This is a genomic window from Actinotignum sanguinis (assembly GCF_030230305.1).
GTDB lineage: Bacteria > Actinomycetota > Actinomycetes > Actinomycetales > Actinomycetaceae > Actinotignum > Actinotignum sanguinis.
In genome coordinates this window covers 51,753-72,992 of record NZ_JASPCQ010000001.1, presented here as the reverse complement: position 1 = coordinate 72,992, position 21,240 = coordinate 51,753, and the positions used below count along the sequence as shown (strand labels likewise).

Below are 21,240 nucleotides of genomic sequence, written 5' to 3'. Positions count from 1 at the left end.
AGCGTCGTAGGCCCCGGGTAAAATCGATAACGTGACTCAGGAACAAAGCCAAGCTGCGCAATCAACGCCGGTACGCTCGGTGCGGCACAGCGCTGACCAGCGCTGGCCGGTTCCCTCGCGCCCGCCCGCCTATGCGCGCCTGCCCCGGCAGCCGCTGCGGCGGGGTTTCCCCCTCTATGCCGTATTGGCAGGGCTCTTCGTCGTCGTCGCTCTTATCTATAGTTTCTGGTTGGCCGTGCTCCTTTTGTTGCGCGGGTTGCCCGGGCAGCCGTTGTGGTGGCTGCACCTGCTGGTGTTTTGGGCGCTCGCGGCGTATTTCGCTTTCCCGCGGCTGCATCAGCTGTTTTCGCTCATGTACGTGCCGGATTATTTCTTCGGGCGCACCAAAACTGCTGACGGTATTCTCGGGGACCCGGTCAATATTGGCTGGGAGGGGAGCGAGGCGGATATTCACGCGGCTATGCGGGCCGCGGGCTGGATCGAAGCCGAACCCATTACTTTCCGCACGTCCTGGCGTATTATCGTGGCCGCGGTGCTGCGCCGCTCCTATCCTTCCGCGCCGGTCTCTGATCTGTATTTATTCTCCCGAAAGCAAGAATTCGCCTACCAGCAGGAAGTGGACGGAAATGCGGCCCAGCGCCACCACGTGCGTTTCTGGCGCTGCCCGCCGGATTGGACACTCCCGGGCGGGGAACGGATCACCTGGCTCGCTGCCGGAACTTTTGATCGTAGCGTGGGCCTGTCTATTTTCACTGGGCAATTCACCCATAAAATTGACCCGAATATCGATGCGGAACGGGACTTCATTATCAATACGGTGCGCTACGCGGATCCCGAAAGCCACGTGAGCGTTATCGAGCAGTATTTCAACGCCTATAGTTCGCGCAACGGCGGCGGTGATGAGATCCAAACAGATGGCGATCTGCCCATCCTCGATGTCACCGGGGCGGCCGCGCGGCTGGAGGAACGCCAACCGGATGCGCAGGGAACGTGCGGCCAAGGCGGTGCCGGCGCGGGAGGGGCTGCACTTCCGGGTCACCAGCGAGCGGGCCACCGGCGAACGGGCGATCAGCGTTTGGGGCCGCGGCGCGGTGGCTCCGAGGGCAAAGCGGGGTGGCGTAACTCAAGTGTCATGGCAGAAAAAGCCACTGAGTTGGCACGTAATGCTGCTGAACATCGCGTGCCGCCCGGGGCCTTGCTCTTCTCCGCCGTGGCGATCACGGTGCTGCTCGGCACCGCGCTGGTCACCGATATGATGCCCGCCTCCGCGGTGGACGTGGTGCTCTACCTGGTCATGCTGCTGCTTTTGCTCGGGGTAGCAAACCATTCCCGGGTGGCCTGGGTGTTTTTCCTCGCCTGTGAGGCAGGTATCGCGCTGCTCTATCTCTTGCTGGCAACCACGGGGGCAACCGCGGCCATGTACCCGGCGGGGATCTCGGTGCTGGTGGTCTTGGCTATTACCGCGCCGCATGTGCGCTTGTGGGTGACGGAAGGCCGGGCCGAACCCGTGGTGGACCTGCCCACTCCTATTTTGTAGCGCACTCGCGGCCGGGGCGGCGCGGCGGAAAGCGCGTGCGCACGAAGGTGAGGCGGCGGGCCCGTGCGGCGTCGTCGTACTTCCACGCGCAAGCGCCGGTGGAGTACCTCACAGCGCTGGTAAAGCTTTGACCGGTATAGGTGCTACGGGTATGATAGAGCGTTGTTGTCCATACCATCGGCGCGATGCTTATTCCCACTCGTCGCGCGCTGTGAAGGGCACATCTAACTTTTGACCGTTACGGTTTCGCCCGCCACCACGGCGGATGTTCGGAACCAATATCAGAAACGAAGGCTACGCACGTGCGCACGTACACTCCTAAGCCCGGCGACATTGAGAAGAAGTGGTACATCATTGACGCCACCGATGTTGTCCTCGGGCGCTTGGCAGCTCAGGTTGCCGCCCTGCTCCGTGGGAAGCACAAACCGAATTTTGCTCCTCACATGGATACCGGCGATTTCGTTATTATCACGAATGCGAGCAAGGTGACCCTCACGGGAAGCAAGGCAACGCAGAAGATGGCTTACCGGCATTCCGGTTACCCGGGGGGCCTCAAGGCTACCTCGTACGCCGAACTCCTTGCCTCGAATCCCGAGCAGGCCGTTATTAAGGCGGTGCGCGGCATGCTTCCGCACACGTCTCTCGGACGCCAGCAGCTGAAGAAGCTGAAGGTTTTCGCCGGCGCTGAGCATCCGCACGGAGCTCAGAAGCCCGAACCTTACGAGCTGAAGAAGATCGCCCAATAAGCGAGTCGCGTTCGGCCGCTTTTTTCGGAACAGGATTTACATCAATGTCAGAAACTCATGTTGACACCCAGGTGGAGGAGGAGTTCAGCGGCTCCTACACCACGGAGACCGAAACCGCTAAGGTTGGTCAGGGTGTATCCGCCGCTGTCCCGGGTCAGGCACTCGGCCGCCGCAAGGAAGCCGTTGCCCGCGTCCGGCTCGTCCCCGGCTCGGGGGAATGGAAGGTAAACGGTCGAGACCTGGCCGATTACTTCCCCAATAAGCTCCATCAGCAGCTCGTGAAGTCCCCCTTCACCCTGCTTGATCTCGAAGGCCGTTTCGACGTCATCGCCCGTATCAACGGCGGCGGCACGTCCGGCCAGGCCGGTGCGCTGCGTCTTGGCATCGCCCGCGCCCTCAATGAAATTGACCGCGAAGCGAATCGCCCGGCCCTCAAGAAGGCCGGCTACCTCACCCGCGATGCTCGCGCGGTGGAACGCAAGAAGGCCGGCCTGAAGAAGGCCCGCAAGGCTTCGCAGTTCTCCAAGCGTTAAGCTGTGGCGCTATGCCCCTAGCTGGGCGCCGCGCTCGCGTCTTACAAGGGAGGTCCCGATCCGGGGCCTCCCTTGTTGCATGTGGCGTGGGTGCTTATGCTCCCTACTGGCGCGCGGGCTCTAGCGATTCTCCTAGACACATAATGCAACTCTAGCTACATAATTAATTGGATTACATGTCGTGGGGTTGCATTGTGTGGTGGGTGTTGTCGTGGGGTTGCATCCTGTGCTCGGCTGCATTCAACCGTCCACTCCGCGTTCCTTTTTCCGCCAGCCGGCCGCGCGCGTTACAGTAGAACACAGCGCACCCGCGGTGCCAGCAGCAGCCGGCAGTAACTATCGGCTCCACGCCGGGCTGTCCATAGCGGCCGCCGCCGCGGGCGAGGTCAGAATATGAGGGAAGAACAACACGGCGCGGCCTGGCCGCGCCCCAGCGAAAGGCTGAGCAATGCCACGACTTTTTGGAACAGACGGCGTTCGCGGACTCGCAAACCGCGCTCTCACGGCGGATCTCGCGGTGAAATTGGGTGAAGCCGCAGCTCGGGTTCTCACCCGCGAATTCGATGGGGAAGGCCGACCGCGTGCGGTTATTGGCCAGGATTCTCGTGTCTCGGGCGGGATGCTCTCGCAGGCCGTGGCTGCCGGGCTAGCTGGGGCCGGGGTGGATGTGGAACATGTGGATGTTATCCCCACCCCCGGTATCGCTTTCCTCACCGCGGAAGGTGGCTATGACCTGGGCGTGATGATCTCCGCGTCCCACAACCCCATGCAGGACAACGGCATTAAATTCTTCGCCAAGGGCGGCTTCAAACTCGAGGACAGCCTCGAGGACGAAATCGAAGAACTCCTCGGCACGGATTGGGGCCGCCCCACCGGCGCCGGTATTGGTCGCATTAGCGATACCGCAGAATTTGGGGATCGGCTCTATCTGGACCACCTGACCACCGCGATCACCACCCGCTTGGATGGCCTGACCATCGTCACCGATTGCGCGAACGGCGCGACTTCCGCCATCGCTCCCGAGGCCCTGCGCCGCGCCGGAGCGAAGGTTATTGTTATTAATGCGGATCCCTCCGGCTACAACATCAACGACGGTTGCGGCTCAACGCACCCGGAGGCTCTCCAGCGCGCGGTCGTGGATAACGGCGCTGATTTCGGGGTGGCTTTCGACGGCGACGCAGACCGCTGCCTCGCGGTCGATCATGAAGGTGAGCTCGTGGATGGCGATCAAATCATGGCTATCCTCGCTCTCGCCCTTAAAGAGGCCGGCAAACTCGCAAAGGACACCCTCGTTGTCACGGTCATGTCCAATCTGGGCCTGCTGCTCGCGATGAAGGAGCACGGCGTGCGCACGGTCCAAACCGGGGTGGGGGACCGCTACGTCCTTGAGGAGATGCGCCGCGGGGGCTACAGCCTGGGCGGCGAACAATCCGGTCACGTCATTTCCCTCGCCAAGGCCACCACCGGCGACGGCTCGCTCACCAGCTTGCTGCTGGCCCAGCAGGTCGCGGCCTCGGGGCGCAGCCTGCGCGAACTCGCCAGCGTTGTCACCCGCCTCCCGCAAATTCTCGTGAATGTGCCCAATGTTGATAAAGCCGCGGCTTCGACGAACGAGCAGGTTCAGCGCGCGGTGCGCGAGGCGGAGGAACGCCTGGGGGAGACCGGCCGGGTGCTGCTGCGCCCCTCGGGCACCGAACCGCTGGTGCGCGTTATGGTCGAAGCTGCCACCCAGGAGGAGGCGGACGCCGTGGCCCACGAACTCGCGGATGTGGTGGCCACGAACCTCGCGCTATAACTTACGCAAGTGAATGCGCTGCACCCGGTGGTCGGCACCCTTGCAGAGCATGATATCGGCGCGCTCACGGGTGGGCTGGATATTTTCCAACAGATTGGGAAGGTTGATGGCGTTCCAGATCTCGAGGGAACGGGCCCGCAATTCTTCGTCCGGCATATGGGCGAATTGGTGGAAATAGGCGCCGGGCAGGTTAAAGGCGACGTCGCGCAATTTGAAAATACGCGAGAGATACCAGGTTTCTAGATCCTCGGGGGAGGCATCTACGTAAATCGAGACGTCGAAGAAATCGGAGACCGCGGTGAGGTTCCCGGTGTAGAAAGCAGGATCCGTGGGGGTGAGGCGCGCCGGAGAACCGGCTGGAGAACCGGCCGGGCAGCCGGATAGTTTTCCGGCCCCGGTGCGCCCACCTGCGGCAAGCAGCGGCGGCTGGAGCACATTAAGCCCTTCCAGGATGAGAATATCCGGGTGGGCCACCACCTGGTGCTGGCCGGGCACAATATCGTAAATCACGTGGTCGTAGCGGGGAACTTCCACGCGCTCTTCCCCGGATTTGACCCGCCGCAGAAAATCGAGAAGGGCGGCGTGATCATAGGATTCCGGGAAGCCTTTGCGGTCCATGAGGCCACGTTCGGCCAGCACCGCATTGGGGTAGAGGAAGCCGTCGGTGGTCACCAGATCCACGCGGGGAGTGTAGGGCCAGCGGCGCAGGAGCTCTTGGAGCAGACGCGCCGTCGTCGATTTCCCTACCGCAACCGACCCGGCAATCCCGATCACAAAAGGCGTGCGCTGTTCCCGCAAGCCCAAAAAATCGGAAGTTTTGCGGTGGAGATCGCCGATTTCCTGGGCGTACATTTGCAGCAACGCGGACAGCGGGCGGTAAATAGCGTCCGCTTCGGCTAGGTCAATCGGGTCGCCAAGAGCTTTTAGGTGGCGCACATCGGTGTGCGTGAGGGGGAGGGGCGCGTTTTTAGCAAGGGCGCTCCATTCGTCGTGCGTGAACGTGACGAGGTGACGGTTGGACTCCATGGGGCCAGCCTACTAGTTGGGCGCGCGGTTGCGCGGCCCGGTTGCGCGCCCCGTTTCGGCGGTCCGGTTGCGCGCCCCGTTTCGGCGGTCCGGCTGCGCGACCCGGTTCCGGGGGCGCTGCGCGCGTTACGATACCAGTATGTTGCGTACCTATGATGCCGCGACCGTGCGAGCCGCGGAAGAACCACTGCTGGCGGCCGGTGAGCCGCTTATGGCGCGGGCGGCCCGGGCGCTCGCGAATGCAGTTATCTGGGAGTTGCGCAGGCGTTCCATCCGTGTGAGCGGGACCCGCATCGCTATTTTCGCCGGGGCGGGTAATAACGGTGGGGATGCCCTCTACGCTGGCGCGTATCTGGCGCGGCGCGGGGCAGCCGTGGTGGCGGTGGCGCCGCTGGCGGCGTATCACCGGGAGGGAGCGGCGGCTCTCGAGCGGGCCGGCGGGAGCCTCATCCGCGAGGCGAGCGCGGCGCAGGCGGTGGGCGTTGCGCGGCGCAGCGCTGTCTGGGTGGACGGCTTGCTCGGCATCGGGGCGCGTGGGGCGGCCCGCGAACCCCTGGCATCGGTGCTGCGCGCGCTGGAAACCGAGCGTCTGGCCAGCCCGGTGGAGCCGCTCGTGGTGGCGGTGGATACTCCGTCGGGTATCGGGGTGGACGACGGCGCCCTCCCCGGCCCGTACCTCTCCGCCCACCTCACCGTAACCATGGGGGCGGCCAAAGCAGGTTTGGTGCTGGAGCCGGCGCGGCGGGCCGCGGGGCGCGTCGAGGTGGTGGAGCTCGGTTTCGGCCCGTACCTGGGCGAGCCGGCCGTACTGCAACTGGGCGATGCCGATGCGGCGGACCTGTGGCGGGTACCGGGCGCGGATGACCACAAATACACCCGCGGCGTGGTGGGAGTTGTGGCCGGTTCCGTGCAGTATCCGGGTGCGGGGTTATTAACGACGACGGCGGCGCTGGCAGCGGGACCCGGGATGGTACGGTACCTCGGCGAGAGTGCGGTAGCGGAGCTGATCATCGCCGAGCATCCGGAAGTGGTGGCTGCTGCGGGGCAGATCCAGGCCCTCACGGTTGGTTCGGGTGATCCTCCGGGGGCGCCGGCCCTGCTGCGGGCGGCGTTGAAAAATGAATCCCCGGTGGTGGTGGATGCCGGGGCTCTGCCCGAGCTTGGCCATATGGTGTGGCGTGAGGGCAAGGAGCTCGGCGAACACGTGGTGCTCACTCCGCACGCCGGGGAAGCGGCCACGCTGGCCGCTCAACTGGATCTTCGTAGCGCAGATGGCACTCCTTTCAGCCGCGCGGTGATTGAATCATGCCCGGTGGCGGCGGCGCGGGCGCTCGCGGCCCGAATGGGAGCGACGGTGGTGCTCAAGGGCGCCGTCGATGTGGTGGCCAGCCCGAGCGGACCGTGTTATGCCCAGGGCGGGGCGCCCGGGTGGCGCGCCGTGGCCGGCGCCGGAGATGTTCTAGCCGGGCTGATCGGTGCCCTGCTCGCGCAGTACGTTGGGAGTGAACAGCATGCTGGGTTTGCGCAGCACGCGGAACCCACCGGTGCTGCTCCCGACGGGCCCGGTGCGAGCGCCCTTGCCCCCGGGGCAGCTGCCCGCATCGCGGCCGCCGCCCTGCATGTGCATGCCCGCGCCGCCGCGCTCGCGGCCGGAACTCCTTTCGGGGCGGTGGGTACCAGCGCTCTCGGAGAACCCGCGCCGCTGCCAGGCCGGCCCATCACCGCAGCTCAGATTGCCGCGCGCATTCCGGAGGTCATCGGCCAGATCCTGGCCGGCGGCGCGTAGAATACAGGCACATCCGCGCCCCGCACCTTTCCGCCCCGGCCCGTTCCGCTCTCCAACAGGAAGAACACATGCTTAGCCTTGATCCCGCAGTTTTCACCTCTCGAGCTACCATCAGCCTGGGTGCGCTCGAACAGAACCTCACCCGGGTACGGGCTCATCTCACGGGCCAGAAAATCATGGCGGTTATTAAAGGAGATGCGTACGGCCACGGGTTGCTTCCCGCCGCGCGCGCCTTCGCGCGCGCGGGAGCGGACTACCTTGGGGTTGCCCAGCTTGCCGAAGCACTCGAGCTGGTGCGGGAATGGGGGGAGCTACCCGCGGAAGGCGAAGCGCTGGCCGGCCACCCGGCCCTGCCCCCGGTTTTCTCATGGATCTACACTCCCGATAGCGACCTCACCCCCGCGCTGAAAGCCGGAATTGAACTCTCGGTGGGGGATACCTGGATGATCGAGGCGGTGGCGCGGGCAGCTGCGGCTACCGGCCGCACGGCGCGGGTCCACTTGAGTGTGGATAGCGGGATGAGCCGCGAAGGTTTCAATGTGGAGGATATCCCGGCGGCCGCGCAGCTGCTGGCCAGCCACGAACAAGCCGGCCTCCTCAAGGTTGTTGGCATCTGGAGCCACCTGGCCTGCGCGGACGACCCGGAAAGCGATGCCACCGCCAGCCAAATCACCGCTTTCGACGAAGCCCGCAGCTTCGCCGCAAGCGCCGGCCTGGCCCCGCACCTGGCTCACCTGGCTGCCTCCAGCGGGGTTCTCTGGCACCCGGGAGCCCGCTACGATATGGTGCGCCCCGGCATTATTCTTTACGGACTCAGTCCCGAACCGCGCCGCACCCTGGCCTCCGACCTCGGGCTGCGCCCCGCCATGCGCCTAGAATCTGAGCTGCTTACCACCCGCCAGCTCTCCCACCGCGCCGGCGTTTCCTACGGGCACACGGCCGTTGTTGAGGACGGGGCCGTGCTCGGCGTCGTACCGCTGGGATACGCCGATGGTGTTCCGCGGGCACTATCAAATAAGGGCTATGTCACGGTCGGGGAGGGGGCCGCCGCCCAGCGCGCGCCCATGACCGGGCGGGTATGCATGGATCAGTTTGTGGTGCGCCTGGACGGGCCGCTGCCGGCCGGCACCCCGGTGGTGCTGTTCGGGGATCCGGCCCGTGGGGAAGTGAGCGCCGCGCAATGGGCGCTGGCCGGCGGCACGATTTCTTATGAGATTATTACCAGGGTTGCGGCCCGGGTCCCGCGCGTCTACGTGAAATAGGCACGCGCCCGAGGAATAAGCGCGTTACTTACGGTGCCCTGTGGCTTAGGGTGGCCTACGCCCGCGGCTGCGAAGCGACGTAGAATAGCACGGTGACTGAGAAGATCCTTATTGCGGACGCCGATGCGATGCACGCGGTGGGCCGTGCCCTCGGAAAGCTCCTGCGCGGCGGCGACCTCATCATGCTCAACGGGCCGCTGGGCGCCGGGAAAACCACAATGACCCGCGGGATCGCGGAAGGGATGAACGTGGGCGGGCGCGTAACTTCCCCGACCTTCGTTATTGCCAATGTGCACCGCGCGCGGGCGGGCGGTCCCGACCTCGTCCACGTGGATGCTTACCGCCTCACCTCCCTGGAAGAACTGGACGCCCTGGACCTGGATTCCTCCCTGGAAGAATCCGCCACCGTGGTGGAATGGGGCGAGGGCAAAACTGAAGTCCTCACAAATGACCGCCTCGATATAGATATTGATCGGCCCGTTGGCTCGGAAGCGGGTAGCGATGTGCTTGACCTGTACGTTGATTCGCCGCGCACCCTCACGCTGCGTGCCTCCGGCCCGCGTTCGCGCCAGCTCGCTGCCGACTTGCTCGCCTCGTACCACCAGGAGAATGCTTCATGAATATTTTGACCATTGATACCAGCGATCTGTCCGTGGTGGGCCTGGTTCGCGTGGATCGTTTCGGGAACGACGGCGCCACCGGGAACATCGCCACCTTGGCCCGCGAAGTTTCTGCGGATTCGCGCCACCATGCGGAAACCCTCACCCCGATGGTTGCCGCAGTGCTGAAGGCAGCCGGGGTGGACCGCGCGGACGCTATCGTGGCGGGAACCGGGCCCGGAGCATTCACCGGGTTGCGCGCCGGTCTCGTGACTGCCCGTACTCTTGCCTTTGCCTGGGATGTTCCGCTATACGGCGTCTCATCTCTGGAAGTGCGGGCCATGGGTGCGCTGCGCGAGGGTGCTGCCCGCGCCCTCGCGGTGATTGATGCCCGGCGTAAGGAACTTTACGTGTTGGCAGCCGAAGCGGTCGCGGGTGCTCCGGAAGCGGGTGCTGGCGCAGTGTCTGGTGCGACCTCGGAGGCGGCTGCCTGCGGTAAGGCACTCAGTGGCGCGCTGCGCGTGGTGGACGGCCCCCGGATTATCCGCCCGGCCGAGGTGCCGGAATTGCGCGGCGAACATACGAGCGTCGTCGTTTCCCATGAGGATATGTATCCGGAACTGAGCGGGGCACACGTGGTGGAATGCGAACCGGAGCTCATGGTGGCGCGCGCGGCGGCGAAGCTTGCCGCGGGTGAGGTGCTCGATACCGAACCGCAGTATTTGCGGCGCCCCGATATCGCGCAGGGGGTGGCCCAGCCGGCGGGCAGCGGTTACCTGGGCAGCTAGGCGCGGACGATGACGGCCAATATGCCGCGGCATTGGCGCGATCTGCCGGTGCGGCGGGTGGTAGCTGATGCGAGCTGGGCGCGCGACCTGGCGCGTTTCGATGCGGCGCAATTTGGAACGCGAGAATCCTGGCCGCGTGGAGCCTGGGAACAGGCGCTGCGGGCCAGCAGTGAAGTGTATCTGCTCTACACGGTGGAGCCTCCGCGGGAGGTAGCTGAGGTGTGCAATTCCGTTCCTTCCATTAATGCGCTAGATGATATGCATCCTCCTATCCTGGCAGCCGGTGGGGTGAGCCTGGGAGTGGAATCCGAAATTCTCACCCTCGCGGTCGCGGGGGCGGTGCGCGGGCAGGGCCTGGGCGGCGCGCTCTTGGATGACCTCATGACGCTCGCGCGTGATGCCGGTGGGGAAACCATGTTCCTGGAAGTGCGTTCGGAGGACCCGATTGCCACCGGGCTCTACGCTTCGCGCGGCTTTATCGCAGTGGGGCGGCGCCCGGGCTACTACCACGGGGCGGATGCCACGATTATGCGGTGCGCGCTGCGCGGCCATGCAGAAACCGGTGTTGGTGAGCAAGCCGGCGGCGGTGAGAGCGCGGCTCCCGATGCCGGTGAGGTATGAGCACTAACTGAGCAAGCTCTGAGTTAGCTCGTTGCGGCGTGGTGGGATTCGTATTGGCGTATAATCCTGGGCTTTTATCGCGCCAGAGAACTGAATTCCTGACTCAAGTGCGGGTGGTTACGCTTCGAGGGCTTGGAGTGCGATGGTACGGTTATGACGCACCACGGCCCGCACCTGGCTCTCCTCCCATTTCCGCATGCCTTGTTCGAGTGTTGCGCGGGCTTCGGGTGTGCATGCCACCCCGAACTCGTCGATAACGAAGAGGAGGATTTCTTCCAGGCAGGGCCGGAACCTGCGCCCGCCTACCGGGAAGTGGACATCGGCAATACGGGGAGTGCGTGCTTCGTTCTTGATGCGCCGGCGCGAGCGCCGGGAGTGGTGGCCGCCCAGGAGCAAAGCATGTGTCCATTCATCACGATGGGCATGTACCTGGATATGCGCGCAGGGGATATTCGAGCGTGGTGAGCGAATATAATCCCAGCGCACCAAGGGCTCTTTTCCATCTTTCCCACGGATCACCGAGAACGTTGACTGATTAACAGTAAGAAGACCGGCCTCTGGATCGAGGAAAACCACGTAATCGAAACGGACAATGAGGAAACGATCAACGTAAATACTTCCCAACAGTCTTTTTGACGGAAGGGTTCCCTTTGTGCCTTCTTGTTTTACCAATGAAAAACCGGGATCGATCAGCTCCCCAATCAGCTGTAGATGCGAGGCGAACTCATTGGTTCGCTCATCCAAGTGTTCGCTCACCACGGTACATCTCCTCAAAGTAATCTAGGCCTTCCATCTCAATGTAGGCGTGAGTTTCTTTTGGACCGAGCTGGTAATTATCGGCCCGGAGGTCGAATTCTTCCCGGGTCATTCTGACCTCACGCAAGATTTCTTCCTTGCGCTCGAGAACCTCCTCCAGTGAGTTGTAAACACGGTCCGGAAAATACAAACGGTCCGGCTGCGCAGTCATATCTGTCACTCCCTTACTCCTATAGTTCCGGGTGGTTATCCCCGTCCTTCTCCGCCATTCTCGCATGGCATAGAGACACAAAAAAGAGCTAGCTATTTCCCTGTGGAAAAGGGTAGCGCGTGGCGATTTTGTGGATAACTTCTCGCCCATCGCTACCAACGATGCGGATGAGAGCGGACCCCGATGCCAGTGAGGAATAAGCGTTAAAGGAGTAAGATTAGCGGGCGTGAGTACAACAGTTTTGGGAATCGAAACCTCGTGCGATGAAACGGGGATCGGCATCGTACGTGACGGCGAATTGCTGGCGGATGTCACCGCCACCTCAATGGATGAATATGCCCGTTACGGCGGCATTATTCCCGAGATTGCTTCGCGTGCTCACCTCCAGCAAATGGTCCCCACCTTGAATGCCGCCCTGGAGAAAGCAGGTGTGGGGCTGCGCGACCTGGATGCCATTGCGGTGACCGCCGGCCCGGGACTTATCGGATCGCTCACCGTGGGGGTATCCGCGGCGAAATCCCTGGCCTTGGCGCTGGACATTCCGCTGTACGGAGTTAATCATATTATCGGGCACCTGGCGGTGGACCAGCTGGCCAGCGGGCCTTTCCCGGAGAGCTTTATTGGCCTGGTTGTTTCCGGTGGGCATTCGTCGATTCTGCACGTGCGTGATATTGCCGGAGATGTCACCGAGCTGGGTGGCACGCTGGATGATGCCGCCGGCGAAGCTTTCGATAAAGTGGGGCGCCTCCTCGGCCTGCCCTACCCGGGCGGCCCGCATATTGACCGGCTCTCGCGTACCGGTAACCGCGATGCCATCCGTTTCCCGCGCGGCCTGGAAGGCGGGAAGAACAAAGCTCGCCATCGTTATGATTTCTCCTTCTCCGGCCTGAAAACCGCGGTGGCTCGCTATATCGAGGGCCTGGAGGAACGCGGCGAAGAGGTCAATGTTCCCGATATTGCCGCTGGATTCACCGAAGCGATTACCGATACTCTCACCGATAAAGCCCTGCGCGCCTGCGAAGATAAAGGCTGTGACACCCTGGTGGTGGGTGGAGGATTCTCCGCAAATTCCCGGCTGCGGGAACTGGCCGCCCAGCGCGGAGCCGAACGCGGGATCACCGTGCGTATCCCGGCACTGCGCTACTGCACCGATAATGGCGCCATGATTGCGGCCCTCGGTTACAGTGTGGCGGTGAGCGGGCGGGCGCCGTCGGCCCTCGATATTACGGTGGACACGAATATGCCCCTCGACTTGGTAGCTTTCTAACTTTTTACCAGCCTTCGCGTTCGGCCACGATAGCCCGATGCTCGCCGAGGATCCGGGTGAGGATCACGGTGGCCTCGGCCTCCCCGGCGTTCTTGTGCAGCTGGAGTTGTTTGCGGAAGAGCGCCGGGTCAATATCGGTTCCGCGTTTTTTGATTTCGGCCCGCACCACGCCGCGTTTGCGCAGCTCGGCAGCCACGGTTTTGGCGTGCAGCGGGAGCACGTCCAGTATTTTGAAACGGGCGAGGAGCGGGGAGGCGACGGCGTCGCCACTTAGATACGCGAGCCCGGGCGAAATCGGAGCTAAATCAAAATCGCTACACACCTGGTCGAGGCCCCCGGCGCGCATGAGCGCCGGATCCGGCTCATACAGGTAGGCATCCAGAGGGCGGGCCGGCAGGGGAGCGGCCGACTGGCTCGGATCCCCGCGCCAGGTGCGGTAGTAGCCGACCAAGTTCCCGGGAGCGGGGCTGGCGGAAGTGGCGGAAGTGGTGCCGCGGTGCTGCCCGGCCTTTTCGGTGAGGATCGTGGCGCCGCGCCCCGGATCGCGCGTACCAAACCACGCCACCGCCTCCACGAGGTCCCCGTCCACGCTCACCCAATCGACAAACGCATCGGCGGGCAAATCCGCGTAGCGAATCCCGGGCCCGAGCTTAATACCGGTGACCCGAAACTCCCGCGCGAGCGCAATAGCGTCACTAAGAGCCGGCTGCCAGTGTTCCGAGTGTGAAATCCGCTTCCCCCGCGCATCACGCCGCGCCGGATCCAACCACAGCCCCTCCCGGTTGTCGTACTGCTCCAGCAGGGCGTACCCATCTGTTGGTACGACGGCGCAGCCGGCATTAGCCTGCGCGAAATGAGCGGTGACCGGGTCGCGCTCCACTCCCAGAGCGGTTAAGCCGCCGTCCACAAAAGCTTGGCAATCCGCCCCGATCCCGCACCCGAAATCGAGCACGGAGGTGACCCCGGCACGCTGGAAGACCGAGGCGTGCTGGCGGGCCACGCTGGCACGGGTGGATTGCTGGAGGCCGGCGTCGGTGAAGAACATGCGCGCGGCACGTTCCCCGAATTTTGCGCGGGCGGCATCACGCAAGCGGGTCTGAGTGAGAACAGCGGAGCTTTGCGCGGGGCTCAGGCCGCGTTCACGCAGCTCAGTGGAAAGTTTGAAAGCGTCGGCCACGTTGTGGGCCGGCATGGTGGCCAGGAGGGCCTGCCCGGCGGGGGAGGTGAGCCAGTGGGCGACGTCGAGCTGTTCCACGCTCCTAGCCTAGCGTGCCCGGGGAGGTGGAACCTAACGTGCTTGGGAGGTGAAACCTGGCCAGACCAGCCCGCACCTGGCACACTATGTGATATGGCTAATATTCCGACATTGACATTGAACGACGGACACACCATCCCGCAGCTCGGCTTCGGCGTTTTCCTGGTGGAGCCGCAGGAGGCGCAGCGCGTGGTGAGCGAGGCGCTGGCCACCGGGTATCGGCATATTGACACCGCAGCCATTTACGGCAATGAAGCTGAGGTGGGGCGCGCGCTTGCGGCCTCCGGTATCCCGCGCGAGGAGCTGTTTATCACCACGAAGCTGTGGAATGACCGGCAGGCCGATGCTCCGGCCGCGCTGGCGCAATCTTTGGACAAGCTCGGGCTTGATTACGTGGATCTCTATCTCATTCACTGGCCGGCACCCCAGCAGGGACTGTACGGGGAGGCATGGAAAGATCTGGTGAGCTTCCGGGAGGCCGGGCTGGTTCGTTCGGTGGGCGTATCCAATTTCCAACCTGCGCATCTCAATCGCATCCTGGCCGATGGCGGCGTCGTACCGGTCGTGAACCAAGTTGAGCTGCACCCGCGTTTCCAGCAACGCGACGTTTCCCAGTATTGCGCCGCGCGCGACATCAAGATTGAGGCGTGGGGGCCGCTGGGGCAGTCCAAGTACGGGCTTGATGAGCTGGGGCCGATTGCGGCCGCGGCTCGCGCGTACGGGAAAACGGCCGCGCAGGTGACGCTGCGCTGGCATCTGCAAAGTGGGCATATCGTTTTCCCGAAAACCACCCACCGGGCGCGCATGGAAGAGAATATCGATATCTTCGATTTTGAGCTCAGTGCCGCGGAAATGCGGGCGATTGCCGGGCTGGATGCCGGGGAAGCCGGGCGGGTGAGCTCTCACCCTGATGAGGTGAACTAAGCGCGCGTGCGAGAAACTTCGCTTTTCGCAAATCCTTAGCACTCACCTTGACTGAGTGCTAAGTGCGGCTTACCTTTAATAGCGGACGTAGTTCATGCTACGGCTTGTGCTTAGTGCGGGCCCGGCCCCCGCGACGGCGGGTCCCGGTTCTGAGCGCGTTTGTAGTGCACGAGTTGAGAAGTAAGGAGGAGCCGCATGTCGGTCTCCATTAAGCCGCTTGAGGATCGCGTTGTTATCCGCCAGGCAGAAGCAGAAACGACCACCGCTTCCGGTCTGATCGTTCCCGATACCGCTTCGGAAAAGCCCCAGGAGGGCACCGTGCTGGCGGTGGGTCCGGGTCGTATTGATGACAAGGGCAACCGCGTCCCCATGGATGTCAAGGTGGGGGACGTTGTGGTGTACTCCCGCTACGGAGGCACCGAAGTCAAGTACGGCGGGGATGAATTCATCATCCTCTCCGCGCGTGACGTGCTCGCCGTGGTGGAAAAGTAACATCACCTAGGCAGCGCCGTTTTTGCGGCAACTAGTAGCGCCGCGATTCGGCGGCAGCGTAGTACGTGGTGGGGCTGGCTCTCTCGGGCCGGCCCCACCACGTTTTTGCATACACTTGTGTTCAACATGTTGCATAAACGTTCTACGGGGGTGTGATGGATAGCGTTCCAAACGAAGAAGGATTCGATGCTCAGGCGGATGTTGGGCAGGTGTTGATCTACTACAACCCTGATAGCGCTGCTGATATTGAGGTGCGCCTCGAAGGGGAAACAGTCTGGTTGACTCAAGCACAGATGGCAGAGTTGTTTCAGTCCTCGAAATCCAATCTCAGTGAGCACATCAAGCATATTTTCGAAGAAGGTGAACTGGACGAAGAATCAGTTGTTCGGAAATTCCGAACAACTGCCGCTGACGGTAAACGCTACCTGGTCGCCCACTACAACCTCGACATGATTATTTCGTTGGGTTACCGGGTGAAATCCAAGACGGCAACCAAGTTTCGCAGGTGGGCAACTGAGCGGCTGAAAGAGTATCTGGTCAAGGGCTTTGTTCTTGATGATCAGCGGTTGAAAAACTTTGGTGGTGGCGCCTACTGGCGTGAGCTGCTGGAGCGCATTCGGGACATTCGCTCGTCAGAAAAGGTGATGTACCGGCAAGTGCTTGACCTGTAGGCCACGAGTGTTGATTATGACCCGCGTAGTGCTGAGTCAGTTGCGTTTTTTAAAATGGTGCAAAACAAACTTCATTACGCTGTGCATGGGCACACTGCTGCTGAGGTGATCTATGAACGTGCTGATGCCACTCAGCCGTTCATGGGGCTAACTACGTTCAAAGGTGACTTGCCGATATTATCCGAGGTCAAAATCGCGAAGAATTACCTGAGTGAAGATGAGCTTAAAATCTTGAACAGGTTGGTGTCGGGTTATTTTGATTTCGCTGAAGTCCAGGCAATGAGCCACAATCCGATGCGTATGGCCGACTATGTCGAGCATCTCGACAAACTTTTGGCCGCTACCGGCAAACCAGTGCTCTGTGGCGCTGGAAAGATCAGTCACCAGCAAGCCGTGGATAAAGCGATCAGCGAGTACCGCAAATTCCAAACTCAGACTCTATCTCCGGTTGAGAAAGACTATCTTAGAGCGATCAAGGAGATTGAGGGTGAGGCAAAACAAGCCTCCAGGGGCGACTAGCTAATGGCGTGTGAAAGAAATGCTGATGTAATGCTTGGAGCCTAAATTGAGGCGCCAATAGGTGGCAGTTTGGTTGTGACGGAACGCGGCGAGGAGCGGGCGCAAGTTTTGAATCTGGACAGGGTGTGCATTCCGGACCGTTCGGGCCGTCAAGTGTGCGTCAGGAACAGAAAATTAGCGGAAAACTGTCCGTCGCGCACACTTTGCACATGCGTCGAGTGAAGGGATAGCTATGGTTCGTGTTTCTCCGGATCCGGATTGGACGCCGGTGCCTTTCCACCGGTCATGGAGCGGGCACCTCATTGTCGGCACGCTGACCGCGATAGGTATTGTGATTGCGCTGGCGCTGAGCAGGTTGTTCCTCTCTCATCAGGTGAATTTTTTCGCTCTGCTGCTCATTGTTGTGCTGAGCACCGTGGCTGTTGAGTTTCTTTCGACTATCCCGCACCTGTGGCAACAGCAAAGGTACCATCACCCCCACCCGGGAGGATGGCTTCCTCCGCTGAGCCGGATTGCATTCTTCGCAGGGGTCTATTTTCTTGTCGCGCTCGCACTGACGTGGGACTCTCGGCAGGCACTCATCTGTGGTGGTGTGGCTACCGCGGTCGCGATTATTGAGGTGATCGGGATACGGCAGTGGAAATCCGGCTTGACCATAGCGGAGGAGAGAGAAGCCACGCTGGCAGCCAAGAAAGCGCTTGAGGACATAGCTATAGAACTGCGCATAGAGCGGCGGGAGATAGCTCGGCGCAGAGCGGCCGAGCGCCGCAAGCGGCTCGGTTTACCGGAGGACACCAGTCCGATTATCACGGTAAAGCCGGGTGGTTTTGAATTCCGGCCGCACCGCGTTAACTTTATTCCGCCGCGTGCCGAGCCCGACGCCGCGGGGCAGCCTGATGCGCACTCAGATCCGCACTCTCAAGAGGACCGGGGCTAGCTCGACAGTTAATTGCGGCGCAGCTGGGCTCCCGGCCAGCCGATCCCAGATCAGCTACGCACAAGTCTCACAGTGCATTCCGGACCGTTCGGGCCGTCAAGTGTGCGTCAGGAACAGAAAATTAGCGGAAAACTGTCAGCCACGTCCACTTTGTTTCTAGCTGAACGTGAGGGAAGGGGAGACCCCGGATAATCCGGGGCCTCCCCTTCCGTTTGTCATGGGTGGGATACCGGCCGGTGGGCCAGCATCCCGCACAAGGAGCTAGTTGTTAACGGGCTGCTAACAGTGTTGTGTCAGCGATAGATCATTGGCGGAGCATTGGCGTATCAACGCCATCACCATCCCAATCGCCCACGAGCAGCTGGTCGCCGGGATTTCCGTACGCCAGCGCCACATCAGCATTGCCGCTCTTGAGTGAGTTTGCTAGGAATACCTGGTTGCCGCGGTGCACCGCGAAGGTATCCACGCCATCGCCATCCCAGTCACCTACCAAGACTCGGTCACCGATCCGGCCATAGGAGAAGCTCATCTCAGCCTTACCGCCCGTGAGCGAGTTAGTCACGAAGAACTGATTGCCACGCTGGACCGCGAAGCTGACCTTCCCGTCACCGTCAAAATCACCGCTGACCAAGGTATCGCCGTCGCGCCCGAAGCTCACGGTTGCATCAGCTGCACCCGAACGAATCGAGTTGAGAACGAAGATCTGGTTGCCGCGCCGGACAGCGAAGGTATCCTTACCATCGCCATCCCAGTCACCGACCGCGATAGTGTCATCAGCGCGCCCGAAGGAGATCACCTCATCTGCGATTCCACCGGCGAGGCTGTTCTTGATGTAGATCTGGTTGCCGCGGCGGACAGCCAAGGTTTGCTGACCATCACCATTCCAATCCCCGGCCAGGACTTCGTCACCGGCTCGCCCGTAGGAGAAGGCCGGCTCGGCTGCCCCGGACTTCCAATCATTGGACAGGTAGAACGTATTACCGGTGTTACCCGGTTTTTCCGGAACATCAGTTGCGCTCGGGCTAGGCACCAGAGTCGGGTCAGGCGCCGGAGTCGGGTCAGGGGACACCGTGGGAGTCGGCTGCACCGTTGGATCCGGCTTTTCTGTAGGAGCTGGCTTCACTGTCGGCGTCGGCTGAGCCGTAGGCGTTGGCGGCACCGGGGGAGTGGGCGTAGCCGAGGGAACAGGCTGTGCCGAAGGTGCCGGTTTCTCGGTAGGCGTCGTCGTTACTGAAGGAACAGGTTTCGGATCGGGTTGCGCAATCCCTGCTGATTGCTCAAACCCAGCCAGGGTGAATTTCGCTTGCTTGATATACGCAAGATCGGTGCGTACATCGTACCCGCGCCCGGCTGTTCCCTTCCACGAATGTGAAAAGTCTTTATCCCAGTGACCGTAGGAATGCATGATAAACGTGCCATCGGGCAGCGTTGTGACACCCGTATATCCGGTATCCCCGCCGTAACGGTTATTCGACCAGTCCCGCTCCAGGAGAATGCGATACTGCCCTGCACGCTGGTTCATCAAATCATCAAAAGTACCGACCCAGGCCACCCAGTTGCCGGCTTTCCAGTCACTAGCCCCATCGTGGCGCCCGTTCCCGTTGAGGTCGTAGCGGATTTCCCGCATCGGAACCACCACGCGGCCCGAAACGGGATCATATGTCGGCTTATGCCGTTCTCCGGCGAGGGAACCGGGAAGCTCGACCGGCTGTGACCACGTCTTCCCCTCATCCTTCGACACAATCATCGTGGGGAGATGTGCGTGGGACTGGCTGCGCGCCAAACCCACGATTTGCTTGCCATCGGGAGAACGGAACATTCCGATCTCACACATCTGATGGGACTTTTCAATATCCCGGTATTCCGCAAGATAAGGAACCGGATCAGACCACTTCTCAACACCGTTCTCGAAGGTCAGGTAGGTCTTGTAATTGACGAAACTGTAGTCGTGGTACACGCCCATCCATTTTTGAATCGGCTGACCTGCGTCGTCACGCAGCTGCACCAGTGATGCCATGGCCACAATCGCGGCGTTGTCCTTCCCGTCGTGCTGACGTACCGGGTGGAAATTCTTGTATTCGCTCCACGTCTCGCCATTGTCATCCGAATAGGAGGTATTCCACCCGTAACGATTGCCGGCATTATCAACGCCCCAGCCCGGGTTAGCGGTGATGAGCACGAGGCGCTCCGAGCCGTCCTCCCGGATCAGGGAATACAGCGTGGGAGTCTCCTGCGAACCGGTCCACGACTTCGGGGTATCGGTTTTCTCTGTCCAGGTGGCTCCCTGGTCATCAGAGACCATCATGACCAGCGGGCCTTTACCGTGCCCGGCCGGGAAAGCGGAGATCAAGCGCCCCGTTTTCGTTTGAACCACATCGGGTTGGCCCAAGTACTGGCGGTTACCACCCGGCTGGCGCATAACGGTGCTCACGTTATCGGCACTAAGTTTGTATTCGGGAATGGTATTGCGCAGCGGTAGCTGAGCTTGCGCAGGTTCATCTTGATCCGGCTGATCTGGAACCGGCTTACCCGGATCTGGATTTTCTTGGCCGGAATTCTGCGGCCGCTCCTTGTCATAAAGGGCCTTCACATCAGCCGCGCTCAGCGCAGAGTTGTAAACCGCCAGTTCATCAATGGCGCCGGTGAAACCCGTTCCACCAATGATGTCCGCTGGGATGAGGGCGCGGTGGTTCTTCGTCCAGGCATTTGTATCAACGGCTTGCCCGTTGACATACATCGTCATGCCAGCGGATTTCGACTGCGTCCACGCGACGTGATACCAGGTGCCACCGGAAAAATCGTATTTGAAGGTGAGAACATCACCGCTTCGCTGACCTACATGGAATCCAGCTTGGCGGCCGGCAGCTAATTTGAGATCAAAAGAAAAATTCTTCTCTTTATCCATGAGGACTGATGAGCGCTCACGCGGCGCGGCATCCGAGCGCACCCAGTAGCTCACCGACCACGGGTCGTTCTCACCAATCGAGATCGGCTGGGAAAAGCTCAGGCCCTTACCGTTTTCGACCCGCAGGGCTGTGCCGGATACGCCGGCCACCAGCGGCGCCTGTGCCTGATCTGGATTGCGTTGGCCCGCAGAATCCGCGAGGTCGGTATTGAAGGAGTATTTATGAATCGGGGCTGCTCCCTCGGCCTCCTCCGCCGCGTGCGCGACGAGCGTGCCCCCGGCTGGCAAGGCGAGCAGGAACGCGCTTGCGCATGATATGAATCTATATAACCGTTTCACCAGTCTTCACTTTCGATGGATTGCTATATGTGGAGCACCTAGCATCGGCAGCGCTGCCGATGCTCCCAACTGGGTTGGGGTACTCCGTCTACAAGATGACCGGTCCTTGTTGTGAACATTCTAGGAGGTCTACGCCCAGGTGCAAGCGTTTTATGGACTTTAAGTCTGACAACTATTTGTGAAGTGAGTTACACGGCGTGTGTGTGGTGGTACTCAGAAACCAGGTTTGTACGCGCCTCGTACGCGCTGCAGCGGCGTTGGCGAGCAAGTT

At 61.8% G+C, this 21,240-nt stretch carries 18 protein-coding genes and 1 pseudogene; 14 read left to right on the top strand and 5 right to left on the bottom strand.

Annotated elements, in window-relative coordinates:
* Window positions 1-31: 31 nt before the first annotated feature.
* The 4 genes from QP828_RS00300 (at window position 32) to glmM (ending at window position 4,611) form a co-directional block, all read left to right on the top strand.
* Entirely contained in the window at window positions 32-1,537 is a 1,506-nt protein-coding gene (locus QP828_RS00300; protein WP_274733323.1) for an LssY C-terminal domain-containing protein, read from the top strand.
* Between the two features lie 302 nt (window positions 1,538-1,839).
* On the top strand, window positions 1,840-2,283 hold the full coding sequence (gene rplM / locus QP828_RS00295) for a 50S ribosomal protein L13 (RefSeq protein ID WP_087070545.1): 444 nt from the start codon (window positions 1,840-1,842) through the stop codon (window positions 2,281-2,283).
* A 44-nt stretch (window positions 2,284-2,327) separates the two neighbouring features.
* Window positions 2,328-2,816 carry a 30S ribosomal protein S9 gene (gene rpsI, locus QP828_RS00290; protein ID WP_126134702.1) on the top strand — a complete coding sequence of 163 codons (489 nt, stop codon included), beginning with the start codon at window positions 2,328-2,330 and terminating at the stop codon, window positions 2,814-2,816.
* Between the two features lie 448 nt (window positions 2,817-3,264).
* Window positions 3,265-4,611, top strand: a complete 1,347-nt coding sequence (gene glmM / locus QP828_RS00285; protein WP_274733320.1) for a phosphoglucosamine mutase — start codon at window positions 3,265-3,267, stop codon at window positions 4,609-4,611.
* On the opposite strand, the gene coaA is transcribed toward glmM, so the two are convergent.
* Window positions 4,606-5,637: a type I pantothenate kinase gene (coaA, locus tag QP828_RS00280; protein ID WP_126134704.1), complete on the bottom strand. Its 1,032-nt coding sequence runs from the start codon at window positions 5,635-5,637 to the stop codon at window positions 4,606-4,608. The two genes, glmM and coaA, sit on opposite strands and share 6 nt — an antisense overlap.
* 139 nt (window positions 5,638-5,776) lie before the next feature.
* Here coaA and QP828_RS00275 point away from each other — a divergent pair, with 139 nt between their 5' ends.
* The 5 genes from QP828_RS00275 to QP828_RS00255 all read left to right on the top strand — a co-directional run bounded on the left by QP828_RS00275 (window position 5,777) and on the right by QP828_RS00255 (window position 10,693).
* Window positions 5,777-7,423 (top strand): bifunctional ADP-dependent NAD(P)H-hydrate dehydratase/NAD(P)H-hydrate epimerase, encoded by a 1,647-nt coding sequence (locus tag QP828_RS00275; protein WP_274733318.1) that lies wholly within the window; start codon window positions 5,777-5,779, stop codon window positions 7,421-7,423.
* Between the two features lie 68 nt (window positions 7,424-7,491).
* Window positions 7,492-8,685, top strand: coding sequence for an alanine racemase (gene alr, locus QP828_RS00270; RefSeq protein WP_284891011.1), 1,194 nt, complete (start codon window positions 7,492-7,494; stop codon window positions 8,683-8,685).
* Between the two features lie 92 nt (window positions 8,686-8,777).
* Window positions 8,778-9,305: a tRNA (adenosine(37)-N6)-threonylcarbamoyltransferase complex ATPase subunit type 1 TsaE gene (tsaE, locus tag QP828_RS00265; RefSeq protein WP_274733314.1), complete on the top strand. Its 528-nt coding sequence runs from the start codon at window positions 8,778-8,780 to the stop codon at window positions 9,303-9,305.
* The gene (tsaB, locus tag QP828_RS00260) at window positions 9,302-10,072 is read left to right on the top strand and encodes a tRNA (adenosine(37)-N6)-threonylcarbamoyltransferase complex dimerization subunit type 1 TsaB (RefSeq protein WP_274733312.1); all 771 of its coding nucleotides are present in this window, start codon (window positions 9,302-9,304) and stop codon (window positions 10,070-10,072) included. The genes tsaE and tsaB overlap by 4 nt, the downstream gene beginning before the upstream one ends.
* A gap of 9 nt (window positions 10,073-10,081) precedes the next feature.
* A complete protein-coding gene (locus tag QP828_RS00255; RefSeq protein ID WP_274733310.1) occupies window positions 10,082-10,693 on the top strand; it encodes a GNAT family N-acetyltransferase in 612 nt (203 codons plus the stop codon).
* A gap of 117 nt (window positions 10,694-10,810) precedes the next feature.
* Here the strand turns inward: QP828_RS00255 and QP828_RS00250 are convergent, their stop codons facing one another.
* On the bottom strand, window positions 10,811-11,452 hold the full coding sequence (locus QP828_RS00250; RefSeq protein ID WP_274733309.1) for a hypothetical protein: 642 nt from the start codon (window positions 11,450-11,452) through the stop codon (window positions 10,811-10,813).
* On the bottom strand, window positions 11,430-11,660 hold the full coding sequence (locus QP828_RS00245) for a hypothetical protein (protein ID WP_150867983.1): 231 nt from the start codon (window positions 11,658-11,660) through the stop codon (window positions 11,430-11,432). Before QP828_RS00245 ends, QP828_RS00250 begins: the two co-directional genes overlap by 23 nt.
* A gap of 226 nt (window positions 11,661-11,886) precedes the next feature.
* Here QP828_RS00245 and tsaD point away from each other — a divergent pair, with 226 nt between their 5' ends.
* A complete protein-coding gene (gene tsaD / locus QP828_RS00240) occupies window positions 11,887-12,927 on the top strand; it encodes a tRNA (adenosine(37)-N6)-threonylcarbamoyltransferase complex transferase subunit TsaD (RefSeq protein WP_274733308.1) in 1,041 nt (346 codons plus the stop codon).
* 4 nt (window positions 12,928-12,931) lie between these two features.
* Here the strand turns inward: tsaD and QP828_RS00235 are convergent, their stop codons facing one another.
* Window positions 12,932-14,182, bottom strand: a complete 1,251-nt coding sequence (locus QP828_RS00235) for a class I SAM-dependent methyltransferase (protein ID WP_284891008.1) — start codon at window positions 14,180-14,182, stop codon at window positions 12,932-12,934.
* Between the two features lie 93 nt (window positions 14,183-14,275).
* On the opposite strand from QP828_RS00235, the gene QP828_RS00230 reads away from it, so the two are divergent.
* From QP828_RS00230 to QP828_RS00215, 4 genes and pseudogenes are all read left to right on the top strand, one after another.
* Complete coding sequence (locus QP828_RS00230) at window positions 14,276-15,106, top strand: aldo/keto reductase (RefSeq protein WP_274733306.1); 831 nt, start codon at window positions 14,276-14,278, stop codon at window positions 15,104-15,106.
* 195 nt (window positions 15,107-15,301) lie between these two features.
* Window positions 15,302-15,598 (top strand): co-chaperone GroES, encoded by a 297-nt coding sequence (gene groES / locus QP828_RS00225; RefSeq protein ID WP_016443059.1) that lies wholly within the window; start codon window positions 15,302-15,304, stop codon window positions 15,596-15,598.
* A 155-nt stretch (window positions 15,599-15,753) separates the two neighbouring features.
* Window positions 15,754-16,788 (top strand): annotated as a pseudogene (locus QP828_RS00220) (virulence RhuM family protein).
* A gap of 232 nt (window positions 16,789-17,020) precedes the next feature.
* Entirely contained in the window at window positions 17,021-17,725 is a 705-nt protein-coding gene (locus tag QP828_RS00215) for a hypothetical protein (protein WP_274733304.1), read from the top strand.
* A 304-nt stretch (window positions 17,726-18,029) separates the two neighbouring features.
* Here the strand turns inward: QP828_RS00215 and QP828_RS00210 are convergent, their stop codons facing one another.
* Window positions 18,030-20,969 (bottom strand): LamG-like jellyroll fold domain-containing protein, encoded by a 2,940-nt coding sequence (locus tag QP828_RS00210; protein WP_274733302.1) that lies wholly within the window; start codon window positions 20,967-20,969, stop codon window positions 18,030-18,032.
* Window positions 20,970-21,240 lie beyond the last annotated feature (271 nt).

Coding starts and splice junctions, on each gene's coding strand:
- QP828_RS00215 (WP_274733304.1), top strand. CDS start 17,021: ATGGTTCGTGTTTCTCCGGATCCGGATTGGACGCCGGTGCCTTTCCAC.
- rpsI (WP_126134702.1), top strand. CDS start 2,328: ATGTCAGAAACTCATGTTGACACCCAGGTGGAGGAGGAGTTCAGCGGC.
- tsaB (WP_274733312.1), top strand. CDS start 9,302: ATGAATATTTTGACCATTGATACCAGCGATCTGTCCGTGGTGGGCCTG.
- QP828_RS00255 (WP_274733310.1), top strand. CDS start 10,082: ATGACGGCCAATATGCCGCGGCATTGGCGCGATCTGCCGGTGCGGCGG.
- QP828_RS00245 (WP_150867983.1), bottom strand. CDS start 11,660: ATGACTGCGCAGCCGGACCGTTTGTATTTTCCGGACCGTGTTTACAAC.
- groES (WP_016443059.1), top strand. CDS start 15,302: ATGTCGGTCTCCATTAAGCCGCTTGAGGATCGCGTTGTTATCCGCCAG.
- glmM (WP_274733320.1), top strand. CDS start 3,265: ATGCCACGACTTTTTGGAACAGACGGCGTTCGCGGACTCGCAAACCGC.
- coaA (WP_126134704.1), bottom strand. CDS start 5,637: ATGGAGTCCAACCGTCACCTCGTCACGTTCACGCACGACGAATGGAGC.
- QP828_RS00230 (WP_274733306.1), top strand. CDS start 14,276: ATGGCTAATATTCCGACATTGACATTGAACGACGGACACACCATCCCG.
- QP828_RS00275 (WP_274733318.1), top strand. CDS start 5,777: ATGTTGCGTACCTATGATGCCGCGACCGTGCGAGCCGCGGAAGAACCA.
- alr (WP_284891011.1), top strand. CDS start 7,492: ATGCTTAGCCTTGATCCCGCAGTTTTCACCTCTCGAGCTACCATCAGC.